This window comes from Nitrosomonas sp. Is37 (assembly GCF_033063275.1).
Lineage (GTDB): Bacteria > Pseudomonadota > Gammaproteobacteria > Burkholderiales > Nitrosomonadaceae > Nitrosomonas.
This window is the reverse complement of record NZ_JAWJYP010000010.1, coordinates 75,570-100,462: the sequence shown is the minus strand read 5'-3', so window position 1 is coordinate 100,462 and position 24,893 is coordinate 75,570. Positions and strand designations below refer to the sequence as shown.

19 protein-coding genes are annotated in these 24,893 nt (G+C 49.2%); 12 read left to right on the top strand and 7 right to left on the bottom strand.

Translation table 11 applies throughout. From position 1 onward, the window contains the following. Nucleotides 1-4 precede the first annotated feature (4 nt). Together R2Q26_RS06610 and R2Q26_RS06605 are read right to left on the bottom strand one after the other, a co-directional pair. On the bottom strand, nucleotides 5-1,372 hold the full coding sequence (locus R2Q26_RS06610) for a peptidylprolyl isomerase (RefSeq protein ID WP_317535559.1): 1,368 nt from the start codon (nucleotides 1,370-1,372) through the stop codon (nucleotides 5-7). A 32-nt stretch (nucleotides 1,373-1,404) separates the two neighbouring features. Further along, the gene (locus R2Q26_RS06605; protein ID WP_317535558.1) at nucleotides 1,405-3,681 is read right to left on the bottom strand and encodes an LPS-assembly protein LptD; all 2,277 of its coding nucleotides are present in this window, start codon (nucleotides 3,679-3,681) and stop codon (nucleotides 1,405-1,407) included. 179 nt (nucleotides 3,682-3,860) lie between these two features. On the opposite strand from R2Q26_RS06605, the gene R2Q26_RS06600 reads away from it, so the two are divergent. Next, nucleotides 3,861-5,816 (top strand): ATP-dependent DNA helicase, encoded by a 1,956-nt coding sequence (locus tag R2Q26_RS06600; protein WP_317535557.1) that lies wholly within the window; start codon nucleotides 3,861-3,863, stop codon nucleotides 5,814-5,816. 75 nt (nucleotides 5,817-5,891) lie between these two features. On the opposite strand, the gene R2Q26_RS06595 is transcribed toward R2Q26_RS06600, so the two are convergent. From R2Q26_RS06595 to R2Q26_RS06575, 5 genes are all read right to left on the bottom strand, one after another. After that, the gene (locus R2Q26_RS06595; protein WP_317535556.1) at nucleotides 5,892-6,377 is read right to left on the bottom strand and encodes an SRPBCC family protein; all 486 of its coding nucleotides are present in this window, start codon (nucleotides 6,375-6,377) and stop codon (nucleotides 5,892-5,894) included. Nucleotides 6,378-6,631: 254 nt separating this feature from the next. Continuing rightward, a complete protein-coding gene (locus R2Q26_RS06590) occupies nucleotides 6,632-7,207 on the bottom strand; it encodes a hypothetical protein (RefSeq protein WP_317535555.1) in 576 nt (191 codons plus the stop codon). Nucleotides 7,208-7,585: 378 nt separating this feature from the next. Beyond that, entirely contained in the window at nucleotides 7,586-9,325 is a 1,740-nt protein-coding gene (locus R2Q26_RS06585) for a hypothetical protein (RefSeq protein WP_317535554.1), read from the bottom strand. After that, a complete protein-coding gene (locus tag R2Q26_RS06580; RefSeq protein WP_317535553.1) occupies nucleotides 9,307-9,711 on the bottom strand; it encodes a GtrA family protein in 405 nt (134 codons plus the stop codon). The genes R2Q26_RS06585 and R2Q26_RS06580 overlap by 19 nt, the downstream gene beginning before the upstream one ends. After that, nucleotides 9,686-10,648 (bottom strand): glycosyltransferase family 2 protein, encoded by a 963-nt coding sequence (locus R2Q26_RS06575; RefSeq protein ID WP_317535552.1) that lies wholly within the window; start codon nucleotides 10,646-10,648, stop codon nucleotides 9,686-9,688. The genes R2Q26_RS06580 and R2Q26_RS06575 overlap by 26 nt, the downstream gene beginning before the upstream one ends. Before the next feature lie 833 nt (nucleotides 10,649-11,481). Here R2Q26_RS06575 and R2Q26_RS06570 point away from each other — a divergent pair. The 11 genes from R2Q26_RS06570 (at nucleotide 11,482) to R2Q26_RS06520 (ending at nucleotide 24,886) form a co-directional block, all read left to right on the top strand. After that, nucleotides 11,482-11,688, top strand: a complete 207-nt coding sequence (locus R2Q26_RS06570) for a hypothetical protein (RefSeq protein WP_317535551.1) — start codon at nucleotides 11,482-11,484, stop codon at nucleotides 11,686-11,688. Nucleotides 11,689-12,248: 560 nt separating this feature from the next. Then, nucleotides 12,249-14,531 carry a TonB-dependent siderophore receptor gene (locus tag R2Q26_RS06565; protein WP_317535550.1) on the top strand — a complete coding sequence of 761 codons (2,283 nt, stop codon included), beginning with the start codon at nucleotides 12,249-12,251 and terminating at the stop codon, nucleotides 14,529-14,531. A gap of 22 nt (nucleotides 14,532-14,553) precedes the next feature. Further along, complete coding sequence (locus R2Q26_RS06560; RefSeq protein ID WP_317535549.1) at nucleotides 14,554-15,969, top strand: Y4yA family PLP-dependent enzyme; 1,416 nt, start codon at nucleotides 14,554-14,556, stop codon at nucleotides 15,967-15,969. A 16-nt stretch (nucleotides 15,970-15,985) separates the two neighbouring features. Next, nucleotides 15,986-17,071: a cysteine synthase family protein gene (locus R2Q26_RS06555; protein ID WP_317535548.1), complete on the top strand. Its 1,086-nt coding sequence runs from the start codon at nucleotides 15,986-15,988 to the stop codon at nucleotides 17,069-17,071. Then, nucleotides 17,068-18,210 carry an NAD/NADP octopine/nopaline dehydrogenase family protein gene (locus R2Q26_RS06550; RefSeq protein WP_317535547.1) on the top strand — a complete coding sequence of 381 codons (1,143 nt, stop codon included), beginning with the start codon at nucleotides 17,068-17,070 and terminating at the stop codon, nucleotides 18,208-18,210. The genes R2Q26_RS06555 and R2Q26_RS06550 overlap by 4 nt, the downstream gene beginning before the upstream one ends. Before the next feature lie 10 nt (nucleotides 18,211-18,220). After that, nucleotides 18,221-20,128: an IucA/IucC family protein gene (locus R2Q26_RS06545; protein WP_317535546.1), complete on the top strand. Its 1,908-nt coding sequence runs from the start codon at nucleotides 18,221-18,223 to the stop codon at nucleotides 20,126-20,128. 3 nt (nucleotides 20,129-20,131) lie between these two features. Continuing rightward, nucleotides 20,132-21,364, top strand: a complete 1,233-nt coding sequence (locus R2Q26_RS06540) for an MFS transporter (protein WP_317535545.1) — start codon at nucleotides 20,132-20,134, stop codon at nucleotides 21,362-21,364. A gap of 54 nt (nucleotides 21,365-21,418) precedes the next feature. Beyond that, nucleotides 21,419-22,609 (top strand): ABC transporter substrate-binding protein, encoded by a 1,191-nt coding sequence (locus R2Q26_RS06535; RefSeq protein ID WP_317535544.1) that lies wholly within the window; start codon nucleotides 21,419-21,421, stop codon nucleotides 22,607-22,609. Continuing rightward, nucleotides 22,606-23,667 (top strand): iron ABC transporter permease, encoded by a 1,062-nt coding sequence (locus R2Q26_RS06530; RefSeq protein WP_317535543.1) that lies wholly within the window; start codon nucleotides 22,606-22,608, stop codon nucleotides 23,665-23,667. Before R2Q26_RS06535 ends, R2Q26_RS06530 begins: the two co-directional genes overlap by 4 nt. Continuing rightward, a complete protein-coding gene (locus tag R2Q26_RS06525; protein WP_317535542.1) occupies nucleotides 23,661-24,413 on the top strand; it encodes an ABC transporter ATP-binding protein in 753 nt (250 codons plus the stop codon). The genes R2Q26_RS06530 and R2Q26_RS06525 overlap by 7 nt, the downstream gene beginning before the upstream one ends. A gap of 47 nt (nucleotides 24,414-24,460) precedes the next feature. Beyond that, entirely contained in the window at nucleotides 24,461-24,886 is a 426-nt protein-coding gene (locus tag R2Q26_RS06520; protein WP_317535541.1) for a ParB N-terminal domain-containing protein, read from the top strand. Nucleotides 24,887-24,893: the final 7 nt, after the last annotated feature.

Genomic DNA, 24,893 nt, shown 5'->3' with positions numbered 1-24,893 from the left:
ACTGCTAAATATCTTCGGCTCGATATTCGACATAAGCCTGATCGCGCAGCTGCTGTAACCACTCCTGCATCACCATTTCTGCCTTCCTTGCATGGATCGCTTTGCGTGCAGTTTGGCGTTGCTGGTCATCACTGACATCTTGTGATCGACGCTCAATTACCTGAATTAAATGCCAACCAAACTGGGTTCTTACAGGGGAGCTGATTTGACCAGGTAAAAGCGCATCCATAGCCTGATCAAATTCACGAACGGTATCGCCAGGAGAAAGCCAACCTAGATCTCCGCCCTTTGAGGCACTGGTATCTTCAGAATGAGCTTTCGCCATTTCTGCAAAATTAGCGCCATTATCGATGCGGTCTTTGATCTGCATTATCATGCGATGTGCATCATCTTCTGATATCAGCTCGCTGATTTTGACAAGGATATGGCGGACATTCGTTTGATTGATGATAACTACTGGGGTTTCCTGCGGGCGTCGACCCAGTAACTTAAGAATATGAAAACCAACAGGACTCTGAATAATGGGCGTCACATCACCAGGTTGCATGCTCACCAGCATTTCTGCAAAAGAGGGCCCCATCTGCATGATAGGTCGCCATCCAAGGTCTCCTCCCTGCATGGCGTTGGGTGCATCGGAGAATTCTGCTGAAGCTTGCGCAAATTCAACACCTTCCAGCAATTTTCTCATAACAGTTTCTGCACGCTGACGCTTCGCTTCAATCTGTGTTGAATCCATTTGTTCCAAGATCTGGATCAGAATATGTGCAACATGATATTCATCGTTACCGATCGATGAGGTTTTCTGAGTACGCAGAAAATTATCTATTTCTCCTTCTGTTACATTAACACGACTGTTTACCTCGCGTTCTTTTAGTCGGGTCATAAGGATTTCATTATGTATCTCATCGCGGAATTGGCTTAAACCAATACCATCCTGTTCGAGCGCAGCATAGAATTCCCCCATCGATAATTTATTTTCCTTGGCAATATTGCGCATCGTTTTGTCAAGTTCACTATCATTAACGGATATACCCAGTTCTTTCGCACGTTGCAACTGGGCTCTCGTAAGGATGAGACGTTCCAATAACTGTTTCTCCAATACATCAAAAGGTGGAAGTTGTATTCTTTGTTTCTGCAACTGCCTGATAGTATTTTGTATCACATCATTGAGTTCAGTGCGTGTAATGACTTCTTCATTAACGACAGCAACAATATGATCGATTGGAATCATCTGAGTAAGGGCAGAAATTTGTTGTGCAGCAGCTTTCCCAGTTATTGCCATGATGGTTAGCATCAACATAATCTGACAAGCAAAACCTACCTTATTAATAAGATGATCAGCGATCCTGCATATACTTTTCACAATTCCCATTTATTCCGATTATTAGTAAGTATTAATCTAATTTAGTACTGCTCGCTTGTTTGTGCATAGCCTGGAATACCCTGCCGTAGTACCCGTAATGGATTATTCCCTATTCGCATCAGGCCGTTTAACTCAAGTTGGACAAAAAATGCGGTGGAAGTTCTCTCCGTTGCGGTAATAAACCGGTTTAGCACCATACGTAACGTCCAGCAACATGCATTGTATTCTATTCCTACCAGTCCAGCTAAAAGCTTATCATCCTTCAACGAGTAGTTGACGCTTGCCATCCCCTGCCAATTCTTCAGGAATGGCCATTGAGTTGATGCATCGACTTGCTCCAGACCTGCCCCTGGTACTGGAAATAATAAATTGCTGCTCTGCACCACTCCTGGGACCCCTCGAGTATAGCGATAGCCTAGATTGATTATTTTTCCAGGCTCTGGGTGATAGCTCACGCCGGTACGAATTTTTTCTGTGCGAAATCCACTTTGATCGAGCTGAACACTGGTGTCAGTCGTAATCACCGGGGTGATTCTTCCTGAAATAGCTGCAATAAAATCTGATTTATTACTTGTTGTTTGTTGCGTACTGAGTACTACGTCGCGTTCATGAAAACGTATTCGCTGGCCTACCGCAAGCCGCAATCGCTCATTACCAGTTGTTGATTCTATTAGACGTGAGGTCAATGCCAATGTAATCTCATTGGCGTCATTGATCCGGTCATGACCGCTGAACCGGTTTTCAGTAAAAATCTGCGCAAAACTGAAATCCATCTCCGCCGATTCAAAATTGGGGAAGATACGGTCATCCTGATTGCGGAATGGGACATAGAGGTAATAAATGCGTGGCTCGAGCGTTTGCACAAAACTTTCCTTCCTGAATGTCGTATCACGTTCAAATACCACGCCACTATCGAGACTAAACAGTGGTACAGTTCGAGTAAGGTTAGCATCTCCATTTGCGCTCACTGGTTCATTTAAATCGTAACGAGTGTGATGCAAACTCACCTTGGGTTTGACATAGCCAAATGCCGTTTGCAAAGGCATGCTAACACTGGGATAAAGCACTAAGCGCAAGCCATCGGCTAGCTTTAATTGTTGTCCATCTGGCAAACGTTGGGTTTCGAAAAAAAAGTTTGTCCAGATACTCGTAAAATCAAAATCCAATCCATAGACATCGCGTTGTGATGCTGTCAGGGAGAATTGAGGCAAGCGCTTGAAGGGCGGTGTAATGATATTTCTGGGGTCTTGAAGCGTTTGAAAGCTCTGGACGAGCGCAGTAAAGTTTATCGCATTATTACGTCCGAGACTACTATTATATGAAGTAGTCACTTGTTGCAACAAATTGGTTCTGGAAGTGAGATTAATGTTAGTGCCGAGATCACGAAAAAAATCACGATCAGAAACGAGACTATAGTCGACATTACCCGACCAGCCACTACCCAGATACTGAGCATGTTTCAAGAAAACCCCATAACGAGTTTTATTGGTGATCAGATCATCAGGCAATATATCGAGAAGCGCCTGCCCTCCCAGCGTTTCGCCCATATAGCGGAACTCATTTTCGAACATTATGCCGCGCTTACTCATAGCACGTGGCGTAATCGTTGCATCGTAATTAGGCGCGATGTTCCAGTAAAAAGGCAAGGAAACTTCCGCACCGCTTCGCGCCGTATTACCCATAACGGGCGCAAGAAAACCTGTTTTTCGTTTACCACTAAAGGAAAAATTCATCCACGGTAAATAAAGAAAGGGTACATCCTTGAATGCAACAGTGACATGACGTGCAGTACCTATTTCTTTCTCTTGATCAATTTCCAAATCTTCCGCTCGGATGAACCAATCATTGTTTTCGATTGGGCAAGTCGTATAACTACCCTTTTTTAGCCGGTAATGATCTTCTCCTTCAAACAAAAATAAACTCCCACTCCCGCGCCCGCCTCCTTCTTTTAAATAATAACTCGGCTGACCCAGCTCTCCAATTAAGCTTTCAAGATTCAATCTGAGATTAGTTCCATCCAGTACATCGTTCTCTCGTTCAAGCCGTACTTTACTTTCAATCACCGTATCTTTTGTAGCAGGAAAATATTTCATATGCTCGGCTGAGATAACTTGATCGCCGCGCTGCAATTTAGCCTTTCCTATGGCTTCTATTTCTTGACGAGGGTAACCTTTCATTAGGTCAGCCTCGATAAATACCGGTAGATTCTTTTTTGAGTCATCCAACTGTTCAGCTGCAATCACGACGACAGATGAACTGAGTACAATGAAAGAAACGAGAATTTGAATAAAATAATTGTTCATTACACGTGTAGTCATCCTGAAAATCTTTTTTCAGGCGATGCTTGCTATAGTCAGGTTTTCAGCCTATCCACATCATAGGGATGATATAAAGGTGAGATTAAGATTATCATTTCACATCATGAGCATTAAGTGAAAGTTCACAATTCGGTTTCATCAAATAAAAGAGTATTATTTTAGCTGACAAAATTTTTTTCATGTCCGATCTTGCTACTATTTTTTCTGAGAATGGCCTGCTAGCCCATACCATACCAGGATACCGGGTTCGTACTCAGCAATTGCAAATGGCGCAAGCCATTGAAAATACGATTGAACATCATGGTGTGCTGGTAGCAGAAGCCGGTACCGGTACCGGAAAAACATTTGCTTACCTGGTACCCGCCTTATTGATGGGCGGCAAAGTGATCATCTCCACCGGCACTAAAACATTGCAAGATCAACTGTTTAATCGGGATATTCCTACTGTTCGTGCAGCACTGAAAGTCCCTGTCACTGTTGCGCTGCTGAAAGGTCGAGCTAATTATATCTGCCATTACCATCTGGAAAGAACATTACAATCTGATCACCTTAGTTTCGCATCGCGTGAGGAAGTCAAATATCTAGGACTAATCGAACGCTATGCCAAGACGAGCCATCATGGTGATAAAAGCGGGCTCAGCAAAGTTCCAGAGAATGCGGCCATATGGCAGCATGTAACTTCCACACGAGATAACTGCCTCGGTTCAGAATGTCCGAGTTACAAACAATGCTTTGTTATGGAAGCACGCAAACATGCGCTCTCAGCCGATATTGTCGTGGTCAATCATCATTTGTTCTTTGCTGATGTGATGTTGCGCGATGAAGGGCTATCAGAGCTATTACCTGCCTGCAACACGGTCATCTTTGATGAAGCACATCAATTACCAGAAGTTGCCAGTCTATTTTTTGGTGAATCGGTCAGTACCAGTCAATTGTTGGAGCTTGCGCGCGACACCGAAATTGAGGCCTTGCTCAATGCCAAAGACTTTACTCCTCTCCCCGAAGCAGTGGTTGCCATGGAAAAGGCAACTCGTGATTTACGTTTAGCCATAGCTGGAGAAAACACACGCCTGCCGTCTGCTGCAGTGATGCAAAATACTGACTTCAAGGATACGCTCGCTATTCTACAGGAAAAACTCACGCTACTTGTCAGTCTGCTTGAGAATCAAGGAGTTCGCTCACAAGGGTTAGAAAACTGTTGGCGCCGGGCTGCTGCTATTCTTGCCAGTATCAAACGCTGGTGCGAGCAAATTGAAAACGAAGGCTATGTCCGCTGGGTGGAAACGTTCAATCATGCCTTGCAGCTCAATGCCACACCATTGTCTATCGCTGAAATATTCAATAAACAATTAAACGCTTCGCCACGTGCGTGGATATTTACTTCGGCAACTTTGGCAGTCAAAAATGATTTTTCCCATTACCATCAGGCGATGGGGTTAGCAACGGCTCAGTCAATCTGCTGGAGCAGTCCATTTAATTTTTCGAATCAGGCTCTGCTCTATGTTCCTGTTCAACTCCCTAATCCCAATGACCGCAACTATACCGAATGCGTCGTCAAGGCTGCATTGCCAGTACTGCGGGCAAGTCGTGGTCGTGCCTTCTTTTTATGTACCAGCTTGCGCGCGATGCAGCAGGTTTATGAGTTATTACAGGCAACATTCGAACGGGAGCAGCTTGATTTTCCGCTATTGCTGCAAGGCCAGGGATCACGCACCACGATGTTGGACCGCTTCCGTGAGTTAGGAAATGCCATTCTCATCGGCAGTCAATCTTTCTGGGAAGGTGTCGATGTACGGGGTGAAGCGCTCTCAGTGGTGATCATCGACAAGTTGCCATTTGCCTCACCGGACGATCCGGTACTCTCGGCACGCATCGAAAAAATCAATAAAGAAGGTCGCAATGCCTTTATGGAATATCAACTGCCTCGCGCCGTCATCAACTTGAAACAAGGTGCCGGTCGCCTCATTCGGGATGAGAATGATCGAGGTGTGTTGATGATCTGTGATCCACGTCTGATCACTCAATCCTATGGCAAGCGTATCTGGCAGAGTCTGCCACCCATGAAACGTACCCGCAATTTAGCTGACGTAGAAACTTTTTTTGCTGAAAAGACTGCTCAGGGAAGTTCTGAGTAAATCGCCGAGCAGGATGAAGTACAAGACAAGCGAAGTGCAGCATCCGTAGTGTAAAGTCAGCAACACCATTTACGCTCAGCTTGTCGAAGTGTGAACGGATTCTAGTCTACTATTCAACAAGTGCGCCAATCCCTCTGCACCCAGCCGCATTACCTGGTGATGATTCCATCTAAACAAAGGCTGCGCAAGCGGGGCAATGAGATTCATCCACAACTTATTAATACGCACCTGCCACTCATAGCACACTACAGTCACACCATTTTCATGAAAAAAATTCCACCGTCCAATTCCCATTACTTCACCGCTGACCTGTCCCTCTATTAACGCAAACGGCACAACGTGCGTTATGAGCATATCGAAAGTAAGCCGATAAGGAATTCGCCCTCTCCAGATAAAACGATGCACACTCCCTACCCCATTCGCATCGCCAATAACAAGTTTTTCCACTTTTTTACAGCCCCGCCACCATGTGGGCCAATCAAGGCAATGGGTAATAGCGTCGTACACCTCAGCTAAAGGAGCACTGATACGCCATTCAGTGATAAATTGGAATTCTGTCACGATTACTTTATTGATCGAAAAAAACAAAGAAAAATTTTAGACTTAACTGATATTTCGTCATCTTATTCCATTTCTAAATCAAACCCGACTTTGTCGGCTTCTCCTTGCCGTATTATTTATACTGTCCGCGGTTCGCTCTTGCGTCAAGTTTGATTTGGAGATGGAATCAATTACCTCAATGAGGCTATTATCTTTTTACGCACTGCTTGCTAAGGAATGTCACGCATTTCTATCCGATCTACCTCGAATCTACTTCATCCCTTCACCTGATTGTCGATAACGATAGAATCAGTTGGCATTGCTTTATTGGTACAGATCCGCGGCTGCTCCCATCCATTTACTTTAGTACTCGATGATGCAGGTCGTGTATTTCCACCCTGCCGCGCTATAGTAACTTGACCGCTCCTGACCCATACCCATGTTGAGTGAATACGCCTGGCATCAGACTTCAGGTTTGGTAGTTCCAGAAAAACACCGCTTTTATTGTCGTTTGAGACGACCTTAAGCATTCGTTCATCATTTTTCTCAGAAACTGCTATCGGAACGCATTTCGCGGTGACCTTGCTGCCGCTTTTGTCAGAATGCATCTTCCAACCGGTAACTGGGGAAGTAGGTAAAAGCTCGCAGCTTCCTTTTCTTTTTTTTCCTTCACAGCTAGTTTGAGCGTGGATGCTACAGTTCTCAAAACCAGGAACAATTGCAAAATTCTGCTCAGGGTTCTGAGAATTCACCGCTGGACACATTGTCACCACTACTGGCTCGGCGTTACTTGGTACAGGAACGATAACTACAAGCACTCCTACGCAAAGTGTAAGGACTAATCGCTGCATGATTGATCTCCTTTTGTATATGTGCAGCGTCAATGCCAATTTAAAACGAGAGAGTGTTACAATCGAAGCAATCCAGCTACTGAGTTACCTTATTTTTTCTACTCTGCAGCCCGAATGCGTATCGAAGTTATTGTCAATAATCACAATGATCGACGCTCCAGCATATTAAAATAAGTAATTGATTATATTTAGATAGATATCCATAAATTTTCTATACTAGTTAACTCTAATTATGAAAGTGAGTAAATACGTATAAATACTTAAGGATTATTTTTATACAGTAGTACATTAAAAAGGCAGGATTATTTCTAGCGTATGACTGGAGAAAAAAGTGGTGTAATTCCATTTCTAAATCAAGCCTGACTTTGTCGGCCCGGTTTATTTTTCCTGTTTCTGTCGAGACCACTCTACTGCGGATTTTCCGTTCCAGGAGACTTGATTAGTGATTACTGGGTTTATCGTGAGAAGAGGAGATCTTGCAATCCAACCTTCAGGAGAAGCGAGGTGAACATAGACTTGTAAATCTTCTTTTGCGGGACCAGTAATATCCAATCCAAATATAAGCTCCCCCGAAGGAGGAAGAGAGAGCGCATCATATTCACGAATATAAAGATTCAAATCTCCTTCAGCACCTGAAAATTTCCAGCGGAGCAGTTTACGAACCCCTTGATCTTGAATCTCAAGAAATATACTTAGAAACTGGTCTGTGCCCGCAGCCAGTCTAGAACGAAAGCGGTCTACATGATCCCGATAACGTTCTTGTCCCATTAGCTGAATACATTGGCATTGATCATTAAATTGATAAACTTCTGAGCCGGCTTTTTCTCCCAAATCTATCAGCTCTTCCTCATCCTGAAGAAAAATAGGTGGATTATCCCGGCCCATAAGAATATTTGCTTTTCGAATAGACTCAAGATAGTGAAGGCCGCCAAAATTGAGCGGCAACAACACACTTCCTTCTTTCTCTTCAAGCAAGAAGCGGCTCTGCTCTTCCATCACTTTTGCTGTCTTGGCAACTTGAACAGTAATCTTTTGTTGAGAAAAAACGAAAACTGCTGCCACCATCATCAAGGTCATCGTATGCAACCTGCTTGAACTCGTGAGCCAGGCCATCAATACAGCCAATGACCAGCCAGCTAGCAATAATAGCCGAGGGGATATCGCATCAGCGAAGCCTCTCTGTAGCATAGCTATAATCGGAATGAAAACAACGACTATACTGCCCAGCAGAAAAAGGAGATTAAATCTTTGTTTTTGCCTAACAATCGCGAGCAATATCAATAGGCAGAGATAAACTACGATGACTCCCCCATTCCATTCCCTACCAAATAGATTAGAAAATAGTCCGGCTAAAATATCGGAAACTGAGAGCGTACCTGTTAACGGTGGATTGCCGTACCCACCAATACCATGCAAAACTAACAGGCGGAAAATGGTATAGAGAAAAGCTACAAACAGCGTTGGCCAAAGATGACTAAAGCGTGCTTTCCAATTGCTCTCCGGCCATAAAATCAGAATGCCAATAATGGGCACATACAGCTCTTTGCTCCAACAAGCGAGAGCATAAAATCCTGCGGACAGTAACGAAAAATTAATTTTGTTCTCACGCACACCGCGTGCAAAAAAATAAAATGTCAGAACTGAAAAAAGTAAGCCATAAGCGTAATGGCCAGTCATCAACATCTGCCCTATTGCACCGGTAGCTGGCATGGCAAGAAATAGAACTGCTCCCATTAACGCCAACAAGGAAGTTAACCACAAGCGCAATAAAAAGAATGTGGCTACAGACGTCAGCCAGAGAACAAGCAGTAAATGCACATAATGACCCGCTGGATTTAATCCAAAAAAGGGCAGCCCTATTTCATAGAAGAATGCGTTCCACGGTGTAATATGCGCCCATGATTGCTCACGCATGATTTCAGGCACAAAAAAATACTGCCATGGCGAATACAGCGCAGCAAAATACAAATGCGCGCCATCATCGAATCGCCAACCTCCTGATAAGGCGCTATGATGCAGCCCTAAACAAATGACTGCCAAAAGGACAGTCACAGTAGCAGGATGAATGAGTGTTCGCTCCCAACAGGGTACATTAATCCTCAACCCCAGGTTTTCCATGTCCAATTTCTGTGCGCCAGGAAAGTTATCAGGGGAAGGAAAACAAAAGATAGCAATACCCCTGCCAGATAGTGCAGTTGCAAAGCTTCGCTTACGTTAATAGCGAGGATTGAAACAAACAACCCTACGATGGATACTGCTAAAAAACGCATATAACGTTGGCTAGTGGCTATAACCCGAAATGACCAGCGACTATTTGCCCAGAAAGAAAAAAGATTAGCACCGATAAATGCCACACCATTAGCGGATGCGGGATGAATAGAAAGCAATTCAACCAATCCAATGACAATCATCAAGTGAATAAGCGTGTTTACTACACCAATCACAGAGAAACCTATAAATTGCCGCCCAGTTTCTCGGTTAAGTATCCTGCTTTTTCCCACCATAACGTTGTCTGATGATATACACCGGTCGCTGCTTACTCTCACTGTAAATTCGTCCGATATATTCACCCAATACACCAATTCCCATTAATTGAATACCACCAAGAAAAAGTACTGCCGCTAGTAGCGAGACGTAGTTGGGAACATCAATTCCAAATGCGAGGGTTTTAATGATGATCCAACAACCATAAATCAATGCAAGCATTGCCACAGAGAAACCGATATATATCCATACAGACAGAGGAACCGTACTAAAACTAGTAATGCCTTCCAGTGCCAATGCCCATAAACGACGCACAGTAAAAGACGATTTCCCCGACTTACGCGGTTCAACCACAAACTCAACCACACTTTGCCTAAATCCCACCCAGGCAAATAGACCTTTCATAAAGCGCCTGCGCTCAGGCAAGTGCTTTAATGCCTCGACTACTCGCTTATCCATTAACCTGAAATCGCCAACATCTCGAGGAATAGTGCACTCAGATATCCAGTTATGCAGTTGGTAAAACCATTGTGTAAAAAACTGCTTCAAAGGATGATCCGTTTCCCGTGATTTGCGTCGGGCTAAAACCACATCACTGCCACTCTCCCACTTTCTCACCATTTCTACAATCAATTCAGGCGGATGCTGCAAATCAGCATCTAAAAGTATCACCGCATCCCCTCTTGCCGCATCAATGCCAGCTGTCAGTGCAGCTTCCTTACCAAAATTGCGCGACAATTCTAAAACTATAATATGTGGATTACGTTCTGCATGCCGGCATAGCACTTCCAGTGTGTTATCGCGGCTGCCGTCATCGATACAAACAATTTCATAGTCATACTTGCCGAGTTCGGTTAATACCGATTCCAGCCTGCTGAAAAAAGCATTTAAACCATCCCCTTCATTAAAACAAGGAACTACGATAGATAAACACTGATTTCGTATGCTAGTGTGCATTTCTCATATGACCTATTTTCATCAATACCCTACTGAGCCAACTGAATTACTGCCGACCCATGTTGTGAGTATAGTTATTGATAATCAATGAATTGATTTATAAGATTGCCATCTATTCCATCATTCTGCTTCACCCGTAGTCAGTCAAATACCCTGTAGGAATACTCTTAATTCCCAATATTCAGCAAGATAAGTTTGCTGCCTTTATTCTTGGCGCCTCCAAGGCGATTAGCATTAATGGGTGTTTTTATTTTGTCCATGAGTATGCATCGAAAGTTCTCGCCATTTGATCCTGATATCAGAAAGATAACCGGATTAAGCAAAGAAAATTACGATTTAGCATTCAGATTACGGCTTAAGTGCCGCTATAAATCATGATGTTTTGTAAGATTCTAATAAAACGAGAAAAATGATGAGTTTATTAGCGAAATTTATAATATTTGGCATATTGCTAAGCCTACCTATCACAAATAGCCACGCTGCTGACTATCGAATATGTAATATGTCGCCCAATATTACGTTGAGTGGCTATCCGGACTAATGGTATTTTGATAACAGCTCAAGTTATGATTTCAGTCTGGATCCTGGAGAATAGACTGATCTGGAAAAAGAATCCTATATCAAAGGCTTATAGTCTTCTTATGGGGTATCCCCCGGCTGTTCTTATGAGAATCAGGATAATTGCACCTGGAATAGGAGCTCAACTTGCGAATCGAGCACGTTTGTTTATGGAACATCAACTGACGGTACTGTCGAAGGCTGGCAAAGCGTCGATGGTGTGATGGATTGTGTGGATGCGGCTAATCAAATCATGCAATGCCAGCAGGTGGGATATGATTCGGTTGGTCCGTGCAAGGTGCACACGAATAGAAAGTCATTGCAGCAGCATCTTTTCTGAGGTCGCTTGCATGTTTGCCTGCATGCTTTCGAATGCGGGACAAACTGGCGGAGGTGAACCTACTGGTGGAGAAGAAAATGCCATGCAGGATAGAAAGCTGAAAACCTATATCAGGCAACGAAACGAACCTAACCTAAAATAAGTGAAAAGAATATAAACTCAATCGCAAAGAAATCAGTAGGTAGGGTGTAATAAGCGAAGCGCATTGCACCATTTGTATCATAAGGCGCAATAACGATTGCGCCCTACGCGGGCTTGTTCGCCCTACCGCACTTCGACGCGCAAGATAACGGTTGCTGAAGGCCGGAGAGAACCTGCAAGCATAGTTTACAGGTGGCCCGGTTGACTGAAGAAGGGTTAAGTATTGCGCTCACTATTGGCTTGTAATTTCTGAAGAATCTCAACAATGTAGGCTGAGTATTCACCGATGAAGTACTCGAAGATGAGAGAGTTGCTCGTAAAGAAGTGACAGCAGAATTCGATCCACGCATCGATTGAGATCGGACCATTGAGCTTGAATAGCTTTTTCAAACGGGCCCGATCAGCGTGCCCCCTCAAAATTTCAATTTTACATGAGAATAATTACTAATCAGCTTTACATGAGAATGATTGCTAATTACAATTCAATGCTGTCTGCATATATAAACTAATAACCGCACCAGCCAGCTATCGCCAGCCAATGCTCTTCAAGAAAAGAAAAACATGTCAATACTCTTTCAAGAAAAAGAAAAACATTGTGCTGTGCAAGATTGCTTCTATTGCCCGCCTTCGTGCGCTCACATTTCCATACTTCGCAAGCCGCTGATTTTTACCATGCGCATGGTTTTCGTTGGCCTATTGACTACGGGATTCATCGATCATGTTCATGCACAAACTGCGCCAGAGGCAAAGCAAGAGACTGCCGAAGACCCGCCGACACTCCCTGAGGTAAAAGTCGAGACGAAAAATCCTGATTCGCTTCCGCGGCCCTATGCTGGCGGACAAGTTGCGCGCGGCGGGCGACTCGGGGTGCTCGGCAATACGGATATCATGAAGGCGCCTTTCAGCATGAGCAGCTATACATCGCAGCTGATCCAGGATCGGCAGGCAATTACGGCAGCCGACGTCTTGTCCAGAGATCCTTCAGTCGGCTCGACCGGTCAGAGGGGTGGGGTGGTCGATTCGTTCTTTATTCGTGGCTTTCCAATCGGCGAAGGTAACCTGGGAGAGCTTGCTTTCGATGGACAATACGGCGTGGCGCCTAACTTTCGGGTATTTACTGAGTACGCCGAGCGCGTCGAGGTGATCAAGGGACCTGGCGCCCTGCTGTATGGCATCTCTCCGAACAGCGGTATCGGTGGTGTCATTAATATCGTTCCTAAGCGCGCATCCCCGACCGATTTGACCCGACTCACGGGCAACTACTTGTCAGGCACGCAGGGAGGCGGACACCTCGATGTCAGCCGGCGTTTCGGGGCGGATCGCCAGTTCGGGATACGGCTCAACGGCAGTCATCATCAGGGAGATACGCTGCTGGACAACCAGTTCCGTCAGGCAGATGTCGGTGCCATAGCGCTCGACTATCAGGGCGAACGCCTCAGGATGACGATTGACGCCATCGGCCAGTATGAGAAGTTCGATGCACCGTCGCGCCCGTTCCTGGTGGCCGCGGGAGTTGCCGTACCGTCCGCACCTAATGGCCGGCGCAACGTGACCCAACCCTGGGGCTTCTCAAAGATCGATGACCAGTCGCTCCTATTCAAGGCCGAATACGATCTCACTGACAAGCTGACATTGTTTGGTAATGTCGGTGGCGCCCACACATCGGTGGACCGACTGTCCGATCAGACGCCAAAGATTCTGAATGCCGCAGGCGATACCAGCGCACTGCCGGTGCATTTCAGATTCGAGGTCAACCGCTTCAGCGCCGATGCCGGGGTGCGCGCCCGGTTCAATACCGGTGCCATTCACCACACTGTGACGCTTCAGGGAACTGGTTATCATGATAGCCTGGATCGGGCCTCTACCAGCGGTACGGCAGTATTGTCGAATATGTATTCTCCGGTTGCGAGTCCCCGCCAAGACATAGCTAAGCCTGCCTCGGTGCCGAAGGTCTCGGAGACCTTATTCTACGGAGGCGCATTGGCCGATACGATGTCTATAGCCAACGATCGGGTGCTGCTTACGCTCGGTTTACGCCTGCAGCAGATTAAATCAGAAAATTTCGATCCAACTACGGGTGCCGTCACGTCTACCTTTAACAAGGGCGCCATCACGCCGCTGGTGGGCGTGGTCTTCAGGCCTTGGCAAAACGTCTCCAGTCCTTGGCAAAACGTCTCGTTCTACTTCAACCGTATTGAAGGGTTGAGCAAGGGTGACATTGCGCCACAGACCGCAGTTAATGCTGGTCAGGTCTTTAAACCCATCAGATCAGAGCAACTCGAACTTGGCGTCAAGATCGATCATGGCCGCCTGATCACCACGCTGAGTATCTTCCAGATTTCAAGACCCATTGGTCAGCTCACTGGCAACGTCTTTGGAGTTGATAGTGAGCAGCGTAATCGAGGTCTGGAATTTACCATGTTTGGCGAACCCGTATCAGGCGTTCGGCTGATGGGTGGCGTAGCACTGTTCGATGCCAAGTTGACGAAAACCAACAACCCCGCTACGTTGGGCAACACGCCGGTCGGTGTGCCGTCATTGCAAGCTAATCTGGGTGCCGAATGGGATATGCCGTGGCTACTGCCTGGGTTCACCTTGACCGGGAACCTTAACTATACTGGCAAACGATTTGTTGATCAGGCGAATACGCAAAGTGTGCCTTCTTGGACCACTTTTGACTTTGGCGCACGCTACCGTACTAAGGTGGTCGGAAAATCCGCAACCTTGCGGGCCAATGTTCTTAATGCGTTTGATACCAACTTCTGGTCAGGTGTGGCCTCTTTCAGCACTTTGTCGTTAGGCATGCCGCGTACCGTACTGGTATCGGCTACAGTCGACTTTTAAGTTGAGTTGGGAGGCACTGTCAATGCAAGACAATTTCTTACAGATGAAGAACGGAGCCGAGCACATACGTGCCTCGATCCCAATCGCACTACCGCCAATTCTCAATCAAAGTATAACAGACATCGTTTATTCGTCACCTCACACGCTCCTGGATCTGGTTGATCGGTATGGATCTCCCCTCCATGTCATTTGGCCGCATATTCTGCAGTTAAATGTTGATGCGTTTCGAGCCATCCTTCATGCACATGCGCTGCGCTTTGAAATCTTCTACGGTGCCAAGGTCAACAAATCGCTAGCGCTCGTTCGCGCTGCGGTGGAGTCCGGTATAGGCGTGGATGTGTCTAGCATTTATGAATTGCGAGATGCCCTCGCTGCAGGGGCAGATCCTTCACGGATCTGCGCAACGGGTCCGGCAAAGACACCGGAATTCCATGCCGAACTCGTCACCAACGCTTCGTTGATTTCGATCGATTCCATTGAAGAGTTTTCTGCACTCGAGCAATGTGTCCGCAGGCTTGCACCGCTTGCTTCGTCGCCTCGCAAAGCGCGGCTTTTGCTTCGCTACCGGCCTGCCTTAGCTACTGCGAGCCGGTTTGGAATGAGTGGTGATGATTTATTGCAGTGTCTACGCAGACTTACGCAGCTCAGGGAACAGTTTGCTTTCGAAGGGTTTCATTTTCATCTGGGCGGTTACGCTCATGAAACCCGTGCCCAGGCATTACGCGAACTTACTGCCTACGTCGATGCGGCGTGTAGTCTGGACCTGCGCCCCAGAATCATCGATATCGGGGGTGGTTTGCCTATCCAGTATGTGGAGAGTGATCAGTACGAGGCATTCTTGCGCAGCCAATGCAGTGAGCATTATCGTAACGGCAAAGTTCCCGCATCGTTTTATGCTTACGGTGGTCGGATTAATGCCTGTGAATGGCTGCATCGGCTGCTTGAATCGCCGTGTGCGAACGGTCTGTCAATCGCACAATATCTCAAGACAATGGATCTTGTTTTAGCAATCGAGCCGGGGCGCTGTCTTGTCGATCAAACTGCCATTTCCATGTTCAGAATCACCTGCATCAAACCCCAGGCAGATGGGAATAATGTGATATTCGTGGAAGGAAGCAGCTTCAGCGCCTGCGAAACCTGGTTCGCTTCCGAATACCTGGTTGATCCGATTCTGGTTTCGCGCGCAGCTTCCTGTGCAAGCCAAAATGTTCCCACACGTGCCTACATCGCCGGGCACAGCTGTCTGGATGAGGATGTCATTACGAACCGTTTGATTGACTTCGAGAGCATGCCGCAAGCTGGCGATTTGCTGGTTTACGCTAACACCTCTGGTTACCAAATGGATCTGCTTGAGAATGAATTTCACCGCCATCCGATGCCGCGTCGAATCGCTGTAACTTACAACACCGCGGGCGGAATGGAGTTTTCCCCTGACTAACGAATGGAGCGACTCTATGATACTGAATAAAGTGACCGATCTGATTGGCAATACTCCCATGCTTGCTTTTCCGATTCCTGGGAAGAACGCTACCCTGCTGATCAAGATCGAGAAGAATAATCCGGGTGGCAGCATCAAGGACAGGATGGCCCGCAACATGATCGTTGCGGCGCTCAAATCGGGGCGACTCAAACCAGGCGGTATCGTGGTGGAGTCTTCGTCCGGCAATACTGGCATTGGTTTGGCCATTGCGGCGATCGAATTCGGACTGCATTTTATCGCCGTGGTCGATCACCATGCGGCCCAGGACAAAATCGCAGTGATGCGTGCGCTCGGCGCGGAGATTCGCTATGTCGAGGGGGACTATCGCGAGGATGAAGTGGCTGTCGTCGAGCGCCAACGCTTGGCGGCAGAGATCGCGAGCCAGCTTCCCGGCGCAGTCTTCATGAATCAATCAGACAACGTAGCCAACGCGGGCGCATATTTCGATTTCGTACGGGAGGTCATTAGCGAGATCGACGGCGGCATCGACGCTTACGTGGGCTGCGTGGGAACAGGCGGTTCGATGACGGGGATCGCACAAGGGTTGAAATTGCATAATCCCCGCACCAAAACGATTGCCGTCGAGCCTGCGGGATCGATTATTTTCGGCCAACCGGGACATCCTTATTATCAGTCCGGAACAGGTACCCCCAAGGGTGACACCGTCGGTCTAGTACTTGACTACAGTTGTATTGACATAGGAGTTCAGGTCACCGATTCCCAAGCATTCGAAACTGCTCGATACATCGCCCAGCGCACAGGGCTGCTCGTTGGGGGCTCTACCGGCGGCGTCATCTATAAGGCTCTGGAGTTCCTTCATGCGGGTCTGATAGACGGCAACATCGTGATTGCAGTCGCCGATGGCGGTGAGAAATATCTCCACACCGTATTCAACGAGAGCTGGTTGAAAGAGCGTAATCTTCTCGATCCAGAAATCTGGGAAAAACTAGATGAGTGGTTCGGCCAGGAAAGCTCGAATGAAGTGCCGCGGGCGGTTCCACGGCTGTTCTTAGCCGAGCGTGGCGTGAGTGGCCATGAAAGGGTAGGATCCGCATCATGAAGCCACTGAATGTCGCCATTTGCGGCGGTGGCAGAACTGGTCATCTAAACGCCGTATTGTTCAAGCAGATTCCCGCCGTGCGCGTCTCGTTGCTCACGAGCAGCCAGGACGTATTAGACCACTCTCGCTATGGTGAGGGAAGTATCACTGCTTTTCTACCAGATGGAAATCAACTGTCCGCCCGTCCAGACATCGTTACGAGCAATCCGGAACATGCTCTTGGTGAAGCGGATGTCGTCATTATTACAGTACCCGCGCACGGGAGGCCGGAGCTGCTGCACGCAATTGCCTCCAGCCTGCCAGCGAACAAGCCGGTCTACGTGGGAGCCATCCCTGGTTTCTGTGGCTTCGATTGGCTTGCCGAAAAAGCATTAGCAACTCGGCCGAACGTCGTCATCTGGGGTATGAAGGACGTACCCCACATTGCCTATGATCTGCAGCCGGGCGTCTCGATCAGGATGGGCGGCGCAAAGAGCACACTTTATATCGGCACGCATGTGCGTGAAAGCGAAGCGGCGCGCCTCACTCTTTTAGAGCATCTGCAAAGGCTATATACTTCTCCTGTTGAGTTGCTAGCCCACTATCTGGAAATCACCTTGACGCCCGGCAACCCCATCATGCATCCTTCAGTAGTGTACGGACTGATCGGACCTTATGGGCAGTGGCACAACAGGTCATTTTCTTCCCCCATTTGCTGGTGGACGGATTGCCCCGAGCTTGGCGCATATTTCCTGGAGCGCAGCGATCAGGAAAGTCAAGCTTTATGCAAAGCCATTGAGCAATGCCTGGGCGTGGACCTATCCTCGGTGAAGCCCTTGAAGCAAGAGATTACCGAAGCCTATGAAGACCAGATACGTGACCCCCGCACGATGTTGTCAGTGCTGCGCACCAACCAAGCCTATGACTCGATTCAGGCGCCGCTAATCCCGGCGGTTGACGACAGAGGGTATGTCATCGACAAGGAAAGTCGCGCGTTTCACGAAGATGTGGCTTATGGTTTAGCTTTGCTCGTCAAGATGGCAACACGACTGAACGTGAAAGTGCCGCACCTTGAAGAGATATTCCACTGGAACGTTTCTTACATGGGTGGGCTGCGCAGTTCTGCGCTCGACTACTTCCCCGAAACCTGGCCGACCTGATGTGGTAACAATGAAAAACGATCTAACTTTATTGCAACCCGACAATGCATTCTATGCTGAGCACAAGAATGGTGCCATGACATTTGCCCGGCGCAACGCCTTGCGGCGCGTTGTCCGCTGCCTGTTCGCCGAGAAGATCATTGACAAGAACTTGCTGGTGTTCGTCCCGCAGAGTCGCTGCGCATGGCTGCCACTTTGGAACAAGCATGCTATCCTCTTTTTTGAGGACCTATGGTCTGCTCCGGCGGATACTTTCATCAATCGCGGCTCGATCACCATGATCGAGTCTGATGGTGCCATAAACACCATCGATATGCCACATCAACTAATCGATTTGTTGCGTGATCAGTTTGATTTTTCTCCGAGCGACGAAGGGGTTGAGGATCTTAAGGTGGATATGGCCAACAGCATCGCCAATGATGCGCTTGCCCGGATCTACCGTGAGGCATGGAATGCGCAGTTGAACGAATGCATCGGTTTAACTGATGCCGATGATTTTATCGACTATCTGCGCCGCCAGACTACACTTGCAGAGGCGGCTACGCTGCTGGATCAATGGGGCTCGTTGGAAGGACATCCGTTCTATCCGACCTGGAAATCCAAACCTGACCTTAGTCCAGAGGAAGTGGCAACCCTGTCGCCGGAGTTCAACGCCGTGGTCGTCGTGCGTATTGCTGCATTACGCTCGGATATGGCATATATGGAGCGTATGCCGCACGTTCATAGCTACCACCAATGGTTCGCTGATCAATTCCCGGTGCTGTGGACGCGATGGAAAGAAGGTTTGCACGCACGACAGTTAAATGAACAGGACTGGCTACCTTTGCCGATTCATTCCTGGCATCTCGAACATTATGTGAAGCAGGAATATGCAGTAGAGATCGAGGAAGGGATATTGATTCTGGAGGGCCCCGATATCGAGACGCTGCCGACCATGTCCTTCCGCACCATGGCACCTCTGCAGCCGAAAATGGCACCGTTCATCAAACTGCCTCTTGCACTATGGTTGACCAGCGAACAGCGCAGTCTGCAAGCCAAATCAATCCATATGGGGCCGCGTATCAGTACGGTGATCAAACGTATTCTGGCTGATGAAAACGGGTTCGAGCAAACACTCGACATCTTCCCAGAGGAGGTCGCGTTTCATTACAAACATGCCGTGAAGCAGGAAGACAGACCAGGACGCCACTTGTCGGTCGCCTATCGCGCGAGTAAAGAAGCATTCGAGCGAACGGATGGTTTGCTGCCCATCACCGTGGCTACCTTATTCGCAAGGTCGCCATCGAACGGTCGGCCGCTTATTACCGAGCTAATCGAGCGCAATAGCGAGCAATGGAGCAAGGAACATGTGGAAACCTGGTTCAGACAGTATGCGCGCACCGTCACGCGTCCCGTGATTGCCATTTATCTGCTGTACGGTATTGGACTTGAAGCGCATCAACAGAACACCTCTGTCCTGTTCTCTCCGGACGGAACACCCAAGAGCTTACTGATACGTGACTTTGGCGACGGCCGTACCTATGCGCCGCTACTTTTAGAGCGAGGCTATGAACTCAAGCCTTATGTTCATCCTGGGATACTTCCTACTGTCTTCACTGACGATATCGAGCCGGTTCGTACGTTCGTGCTGGATGCTTGTTTCGTATGCCACCTGCACGAATTAGCGCTGTTGTTGACAAGCGAATACGAATTCACGTCGTCTCGCTTGTGGGAGATATTGCATGAAGAGACGGAAAGCGCCTTCGATGCCGTGGCACCGCGCGTTGCTGAGGCTCTATGGCAAGCGGAGCGAGCGGCGTTCATGGAGAACCCCTGGCCGACACGCTCCGTGCTGCGAATGCATTTACTCAAGTATTCCAATTATCGGCTACAGCATTACTTGCCCAACCCACTGGGGATAGCACACGGTAAAAATTGATTGATGCCAAATACAGCTATTGCGCCGAATCAAGCGACGCGCCTGATTCACATTCTGTTTGCCATTCAACTGGTCTCCATGGGGGCTATGGAGATGAGCGGTCCTTTCTGGCCTATTCACCTGAAGGCACTCAGCTCATCTGATTCGCTGTTCAGTTTTGCCAGTGTCGCTGTTTACGTTGGACCAATGCTTGGCATCATGCTAACAAGCGCGTTCTGGGGGCGCATTGGTGATCGGTACGGGCACAAGCTGATGATGATCCGCGCCTTGTTGGGTCTGTCCTTGACCCAGCTGGCGCTGGCCTATGCGACTGATGTCTGGACAATCCTGGTGCTACGCTTCGTGCAAGGCGCTTGTGCTGGATACATTGCGCCTGCCCAGGCCTATGGCGTGAGTATCGAATCTCCCTTGCGGCGGGCTCGTCTGTTTGCCTATTTGCAAGTGTCGACCAATGTGGGATCGCTGGCCGGCGCCATCGCCGGTGGCCTGATCCTCGACCATGCGACGTTTTTCTGGATCAATTTCGTTGCCGCCATCTTGTGCGCGATCTGCGCTATTGCCGTGGCGTTGAGTTTACCTAATGTGGCGCCATTGAAGGTCGCGTCACCGGCAACGCAGCCTGCCGATGCGCCGGTGAATGCTGGTTCGTTATCCCTCTGGCGTTCATCACCGATCTTTGGCTTGCTGATTATTATCGGCCTTCTGCTCATGAGTCGCATGCTGACTCAGGCACCCTTCGCCCTCTATGTCCGCGCAGTCTTAGAGGTGAGCAACTGGGTCGTGGGCTTGTGCTACGGTTTGCTCGCAGCAGGCTTTGTCGTGTCTGCCTCGCTATGGGCAAGATACTTCGAGGAAAAAACCTTATCCGAAGCCCTGTGCCGCATGATCTACATCGTCCTCGCCTGCATAACATTGATGGCGGCTGCCGGCGCCACACGTAGCATCGGCGTATTCATCACGATTTATTTTGCATGGGGAATTCTGCTGGGGGCCACGACGCCCGTGCTGATGTCACTGGTATCAAGGGCAGCCGACAGCCTCCAGCAGGGTCGTGTCCTTGGCATCGCGCAAAGCACTGTGCAATTCTCGTCGATCGCAGGCATTGCACTGGGCGGCTGGTTAATGCAAATCGCTGTGTTAGAAAGTACCTATTTCTTTGTTTCTTTTGCATATGCCTTGGCGGTAATCGCCGTTCTGGCCATGAGACGGAGCCAAGTTGCAGTCCAACGCTCCTAAATGTCGCCACGGCAATAAAAAGCAATCCGAGTATTTATTTACAGGAGTCTTACGATGACATTTACATTTCAACATCGATGGGCCGGTATGCTGGTTAGTTTTATATTGATTTGCTTCCTGGCCACGCTTTTCATTGTTTTAAACCAGTCCAAAGGAATAGCAGCAGCGGTGGCATCTCCTGGTACCATTACGGTGACCGATCTCCTCGGGCGCCAGGTGCAGGTGCGTACGCCGGTACAACGCGTCCTCCTGGGTGAAGGGCGGCTGCTCTATATCGTCGCGGCACTCGATACGGAAAACCCAATTAAGCGTATCATCGGCTGGCGCAAGGATCTGATCCAGGCTGATCCGGATACCTACGCGTTGTACCGTCAGAAGTTTCCGAAGATCGCCGACATCCCCACCTTCGGCGGTTTCGAGGACGGCGCATTCGATATTGAGCAGGCAATCATACAGAAGCCCGACGTCATTTTTCTGAACATTGAAGCACAACGCGCCATAGATGAAGCGCGTTATATCGAGAAGCTCTCGGCGCTTGGCATTCCGGTGGTGTATGTCGACTTCCGTCATGCTCCGATGGAAAACACTGAACCGACCTTGCGCCTCTTTGGTAAGCTCTTCGGCAAGGAAGCGCGCGCAGAGCAGCTCATTGCATTTCGGACCCAGCAGATCAGGCGCGTCACTGACGTCATCGCCGCCCACCAGCCATCACGCCCGAAAGTATTCATCGAGCGCATTGGCGGTTACACTACCGATTGTTGTCTCAGCTTCGGCGACGAGAACTTCGGCAAATTCGTCGAGCTCGCCGGAGGGCGCAACATTGCCAAGGACAGCATTCCCGGAACATTTGGGCAGTTAAACCCGGAGCAGATCATCGCCACTAATCCCGATCACGTCGTCGTCACCAGTGCTAATTGGGAGGCCTATGTTCCGAATGGAAACTGGGTCGGGGTGGGACCAGGCGCCAATCCGGGCGAAGCAGCGCGCAAGCTCGCGTTTTATACGAAGCGGCCGGCTTACACCAACATCACCGCGAACAAGAATCACGCATTTCATGCGATCTGGCATCAGTTTTACAATAATCCCTACCAGTTTGTGGCAATCCAGCAGCTCGCCAAATGGTTTCATCCGGCGCTTTTTGCCGATCTCGATCCCGAAGCATCCTTTCGCGAATTACACGAGCGATTTTTACCCTTCGACTACCAGCCGGGTTATTTCGCAACCCTGAGCAGGAGTGATCAATGACGAGCGCAACCCCTATATCGGAAGTGGAACAGCGTCACGCCTACCGTGCCCTCGTGCGCCGCAAACAATGGTTGCTCGGACTGCTCGTTATTCTGTTACTGGGCAGTGTTCTGCTCGATCTTGCACTCGGACCGGCGAGCTATAGCCTCGATGAAGTTGTCCAAGCGTTGCTGTGGCCGGACAGCGCATCCGCGCAGGCGCGCGTCGTCATGTGGGACATTCGCCTGCCCGTGGCCCTGATGGCGGTGGCTGTGGGGGCAGCACTGTCGCTCGCCGGTGCGCAGATGCAAACCATCCTCAATAATCCACTGGCGAGTCCCTTCACGCTTGGTATCTCGGCAGCCGCAAGCTTCGGCGCCGCCTTAGGGCTCGCCTTTGGCATCAAAGTGCTTCCGGTCATGGTGGAATATGTCGTGCCGCTCAACGCTTTCGTCATGGCAATGCTGGCGGCGTTCTTGATTCACTTGCTGAGCCGGCGACACGGCGTGACCGCCGAAACGATGGTGCTGCTCGGGATCGCCCTGGTCTTCACTTTCAATGCGTTGCTGGCGCTCACACAATATTTCGCGAGTGAGCAGGCGGTGGCCGCTGTGGTGTTCTGGACTATGGGCAGCCTTACCAAGGCCACATGGCCAAAACTTGCCATCACCTGCATAGCGATTCTGGTTATGCTGCCCATCTTCGTGCACCGCGCATGGGCGCTGACGGCGCTACGCCTGGGTGAGGACAAAGCGGCGAGCTTCGGCATCGACGTGCCGCGGCTGCGGCTGCAAACGTTGATGATGGTGAGTCTGCTCGCAGCTCTCCCGGTGGCCTTCGTTGGGACGATCGGCTTCGTCGGCCTGGTCGGCCCCCATATTGCGCGCATGCTGATCGGCGAAGATCAACGCTTCTTTCTGCCGGCATCACTGCTGTCTGGCGCCCTGCTGCTGTCGCTGAGCTCGATAGTCAGCAAAACCTTGATCCCGGGGGCTATCTTCCCGATTGGTATCGTCACGTCGCTGATCGGCGTGCCGTTTTTCATCTCATTGATTTTAAGCAAGAGGCGTTCATGGTGAGGCTGCAATTGGAGGATATCGGCGCGGGTTACGGTCAAGAACTGGTCGTCTCCGGGATCAGTACACCTACCTTTTCGGGCGGCGAGGTGATTGCGGTTATCGGGCCCAATGCGGCTGGAAAGTCAACGCTGTTCAAGCGTATCGCCGGACTGCTCAAAGGACCCGGCAAAGTTCTGCTTGATGGTGCACACAAAGGAGTCGAGGGTATCTGCTACATGCCACAGGAAACGACGGTGAGCGCGCGACTCACTGTCTATGAATCCGTACTGCTGGCGCGCAAGCAGCACGCCTCCTGGTCAGTGCAAGAAACTGATCTGATACAGGTCGATCAAGCTCTTGCCACATTGGGCATTGCGGAGCTCGCATTTCGTAACCTAGGGGAGCTCTCCGGCGGACAGCGCCAATTGGTTGCAATCGCACAGACGCTCGCACGCGAGCCCGAAATCCTGCTCATGGATGAACCGACCAGCGCCCTTGATCTGCATCGACAAGTGCAGGTGCTCAGTTTCATGCGCACCCTTGCCCGTAAGCAGGGAATGATCGTTTTCATCGCCATACACGATCTCAACCAGGCATTGCGTTTTTCCGACCAGGTACTGGTGGTCGCTGCCGGCAAGGCATGGAAGAGTGGTATTTGCACGGACGTCATCACTGTCGAGATGCTGCGCGAAGTGTATCAAATAGAAGCCCGTATCGAGCGCTGCTCGATGGGGATCAGTCACGTTATTGTCGATGGCGTGGTTTGACTCAATCCTGCGGCGACTGTAAAAGAAAAAACAAAAAGGAACTGGTTATGTTGCGCAAACTTTCGATTCATCTCGTTCCAATCGGCCGGATTCGGCCGAGCGAACTCCACGATCCACAACACGCCATTGCGTTGGCCGATACAATCCAGAATGAAGGGATCTGGCGTATTCCGGTTACGCTCGAACGGCATAGTCTGGCAGTGATGGATGGTCATCACCGCGTCGCGGCCGCACACCTGCTCAAGCTCAAGTTTGTTCCATGCGTATTGCTTGACTACAACCAGGTCGAAGTGAGCGCCACGCGACCAGGCTATCTCGTCACGCCACAGGAAATCGTGCGCCGTGCGCAGACGGAAGAACCCTATCCGCCAAAAACCACTTTCCATCGGTTTTTGTCGCCGCTGCCCACCTGCGACCTTTCGCTGTCGTTATTGGCAGATGAAGCAGTGATTAAAGACGTGGAAGCCGGTTAACGATCTC

Excerpts from the sequence above, each read along its gene's own strand:
- R2Q26_RS06610 (WP_317535559.1), bottom strand. The coding sequence starts at position 1,372 with ATGGGAATTGTGAAAAGTATATGCAGGATCGCTGATCATCTTATTAAT.
- R2Q26_RS06605 (WP_317535558.1), bottom strand. The coding sequence starts at position 3,681 with ATGACTACACGTGTAATGAACAATTATTTTATTCAAATTCTCGTTTCT.
- R2Q26_RS06600 (WP_317535557.1), top strand. The coding sequence starts at position 3,861 with ATGTCCGATCTTGCTACTATTTTTTCTGAGAATGGCCTGCTAGCCCAT.
- R2Q26_RS06590 (WP_317535555.1), bottom strand. The coding sequence starts at position 7,207 with ATGCAGCGATTAGTCCTTACACTTTGCGTAGGAGTGCTTGTAGTTATC.
- R2Q26_RS06585 (WP_317535554.1), bottom strand. The coding sequence starts at position 9,325 with ATGGAAAACCTGGGGTTGAGGATTAATGTACCCTGTTGGGAGCGAACA.
- R2Q26_RS06580 (WP_317535553.1), bottom strand. The coding sequence starts at position 9,711 with ATGGTGGGAAAAAGCAGGATACTTAACCGAGAAACTGGGCGGCAATTT.
- R2Q26_RS06575 (WP_317535552.1), bottom strand. The coding sequence starts at position 10,648 with ATGCACACTAGCATACGAAATCAGTGTTTATCTATCGTAGTTCCTTGT.
- R2Q26_RS06570 (WP_317535551.1), top strand. The coding sequence starts at position 11,482 with ATGATTCGGTTGGTCCGTGCAAGGTGCACACGAATAGAAAGTCATTGC.
- R2Q26_RS06565 (WP_317535550.1), top strand. The coding sequence starts at position 12,249 with ATGTCAATACTCTTTCAAGAAAAAGAAAAACATTGTGCTGTGCAAGAT.
- R2Q26_RS06560 (WP_317535549.1), top strand. The coding sequence starts at position 14,554 with ATGCAAGACAATTTCTTACAGATGAAGAACGGAGCCGAGCACATACGT.
- R2Q26_RS06555 (WP_317535548.1), top strand. The coding sequence starts at position 15,986 with ATGATACTGAATAAAGTGACCGATCTGATTGGCAATACTCCCATGCTT.
- R2Q26_RS06550 (WP_317535547.1), top strand. The coding sequence starts at position 17,068 with ATGAAGCCACTGAATGTCGCCATTTGCGGCGGTGGCAGAACTGGTCAT.
- R2Q26_RS06545 (WP_317535546.1), top strand. The coding sequence starts at position 18,221 with ATGAAAAACGATCTAACTTTATTGCAACCCGACAATGCATTCTATGCT.
- R2Q26_RS06540 (WP_317535545.1), top strand. The coding sequence starts at position 20,132 with ATGCCAAATACAGCTATTGCGCCGAATCAAGCGACGCGCCTGATTCAC.
- R2Q26_RS06535 (WP_317535544.1), top strand. The coding sequence starts at position 21,419 with ATGACATTTACATTTCAACATCGATGGGCCGGTATGCTGGTTAGTTTT.
- R2Q26_RS06530 (WP_317535543.1), top strand. The coding sequence starts at position 22,606 with ATGACGAGCGCAACCCCTATATCGGAAGTGGAACAGCGTCACGCCTAC.
- R2Q26_RS06525 (WP_317535542.1), top strand. The coding sequence starts at position 23,661 with ATGGTGAGGCTGCAATTGGAGGATATCGGCGCGGGTTACGGTCAAGAA.
- R2Q26_RS06520 (WP_317535541.1), top strand. The coding sequence starts at position 24,461 with ATGTTGCGCAAACTTTCGATTCATCTCGTTCCAATCGGCCGGATTCGG.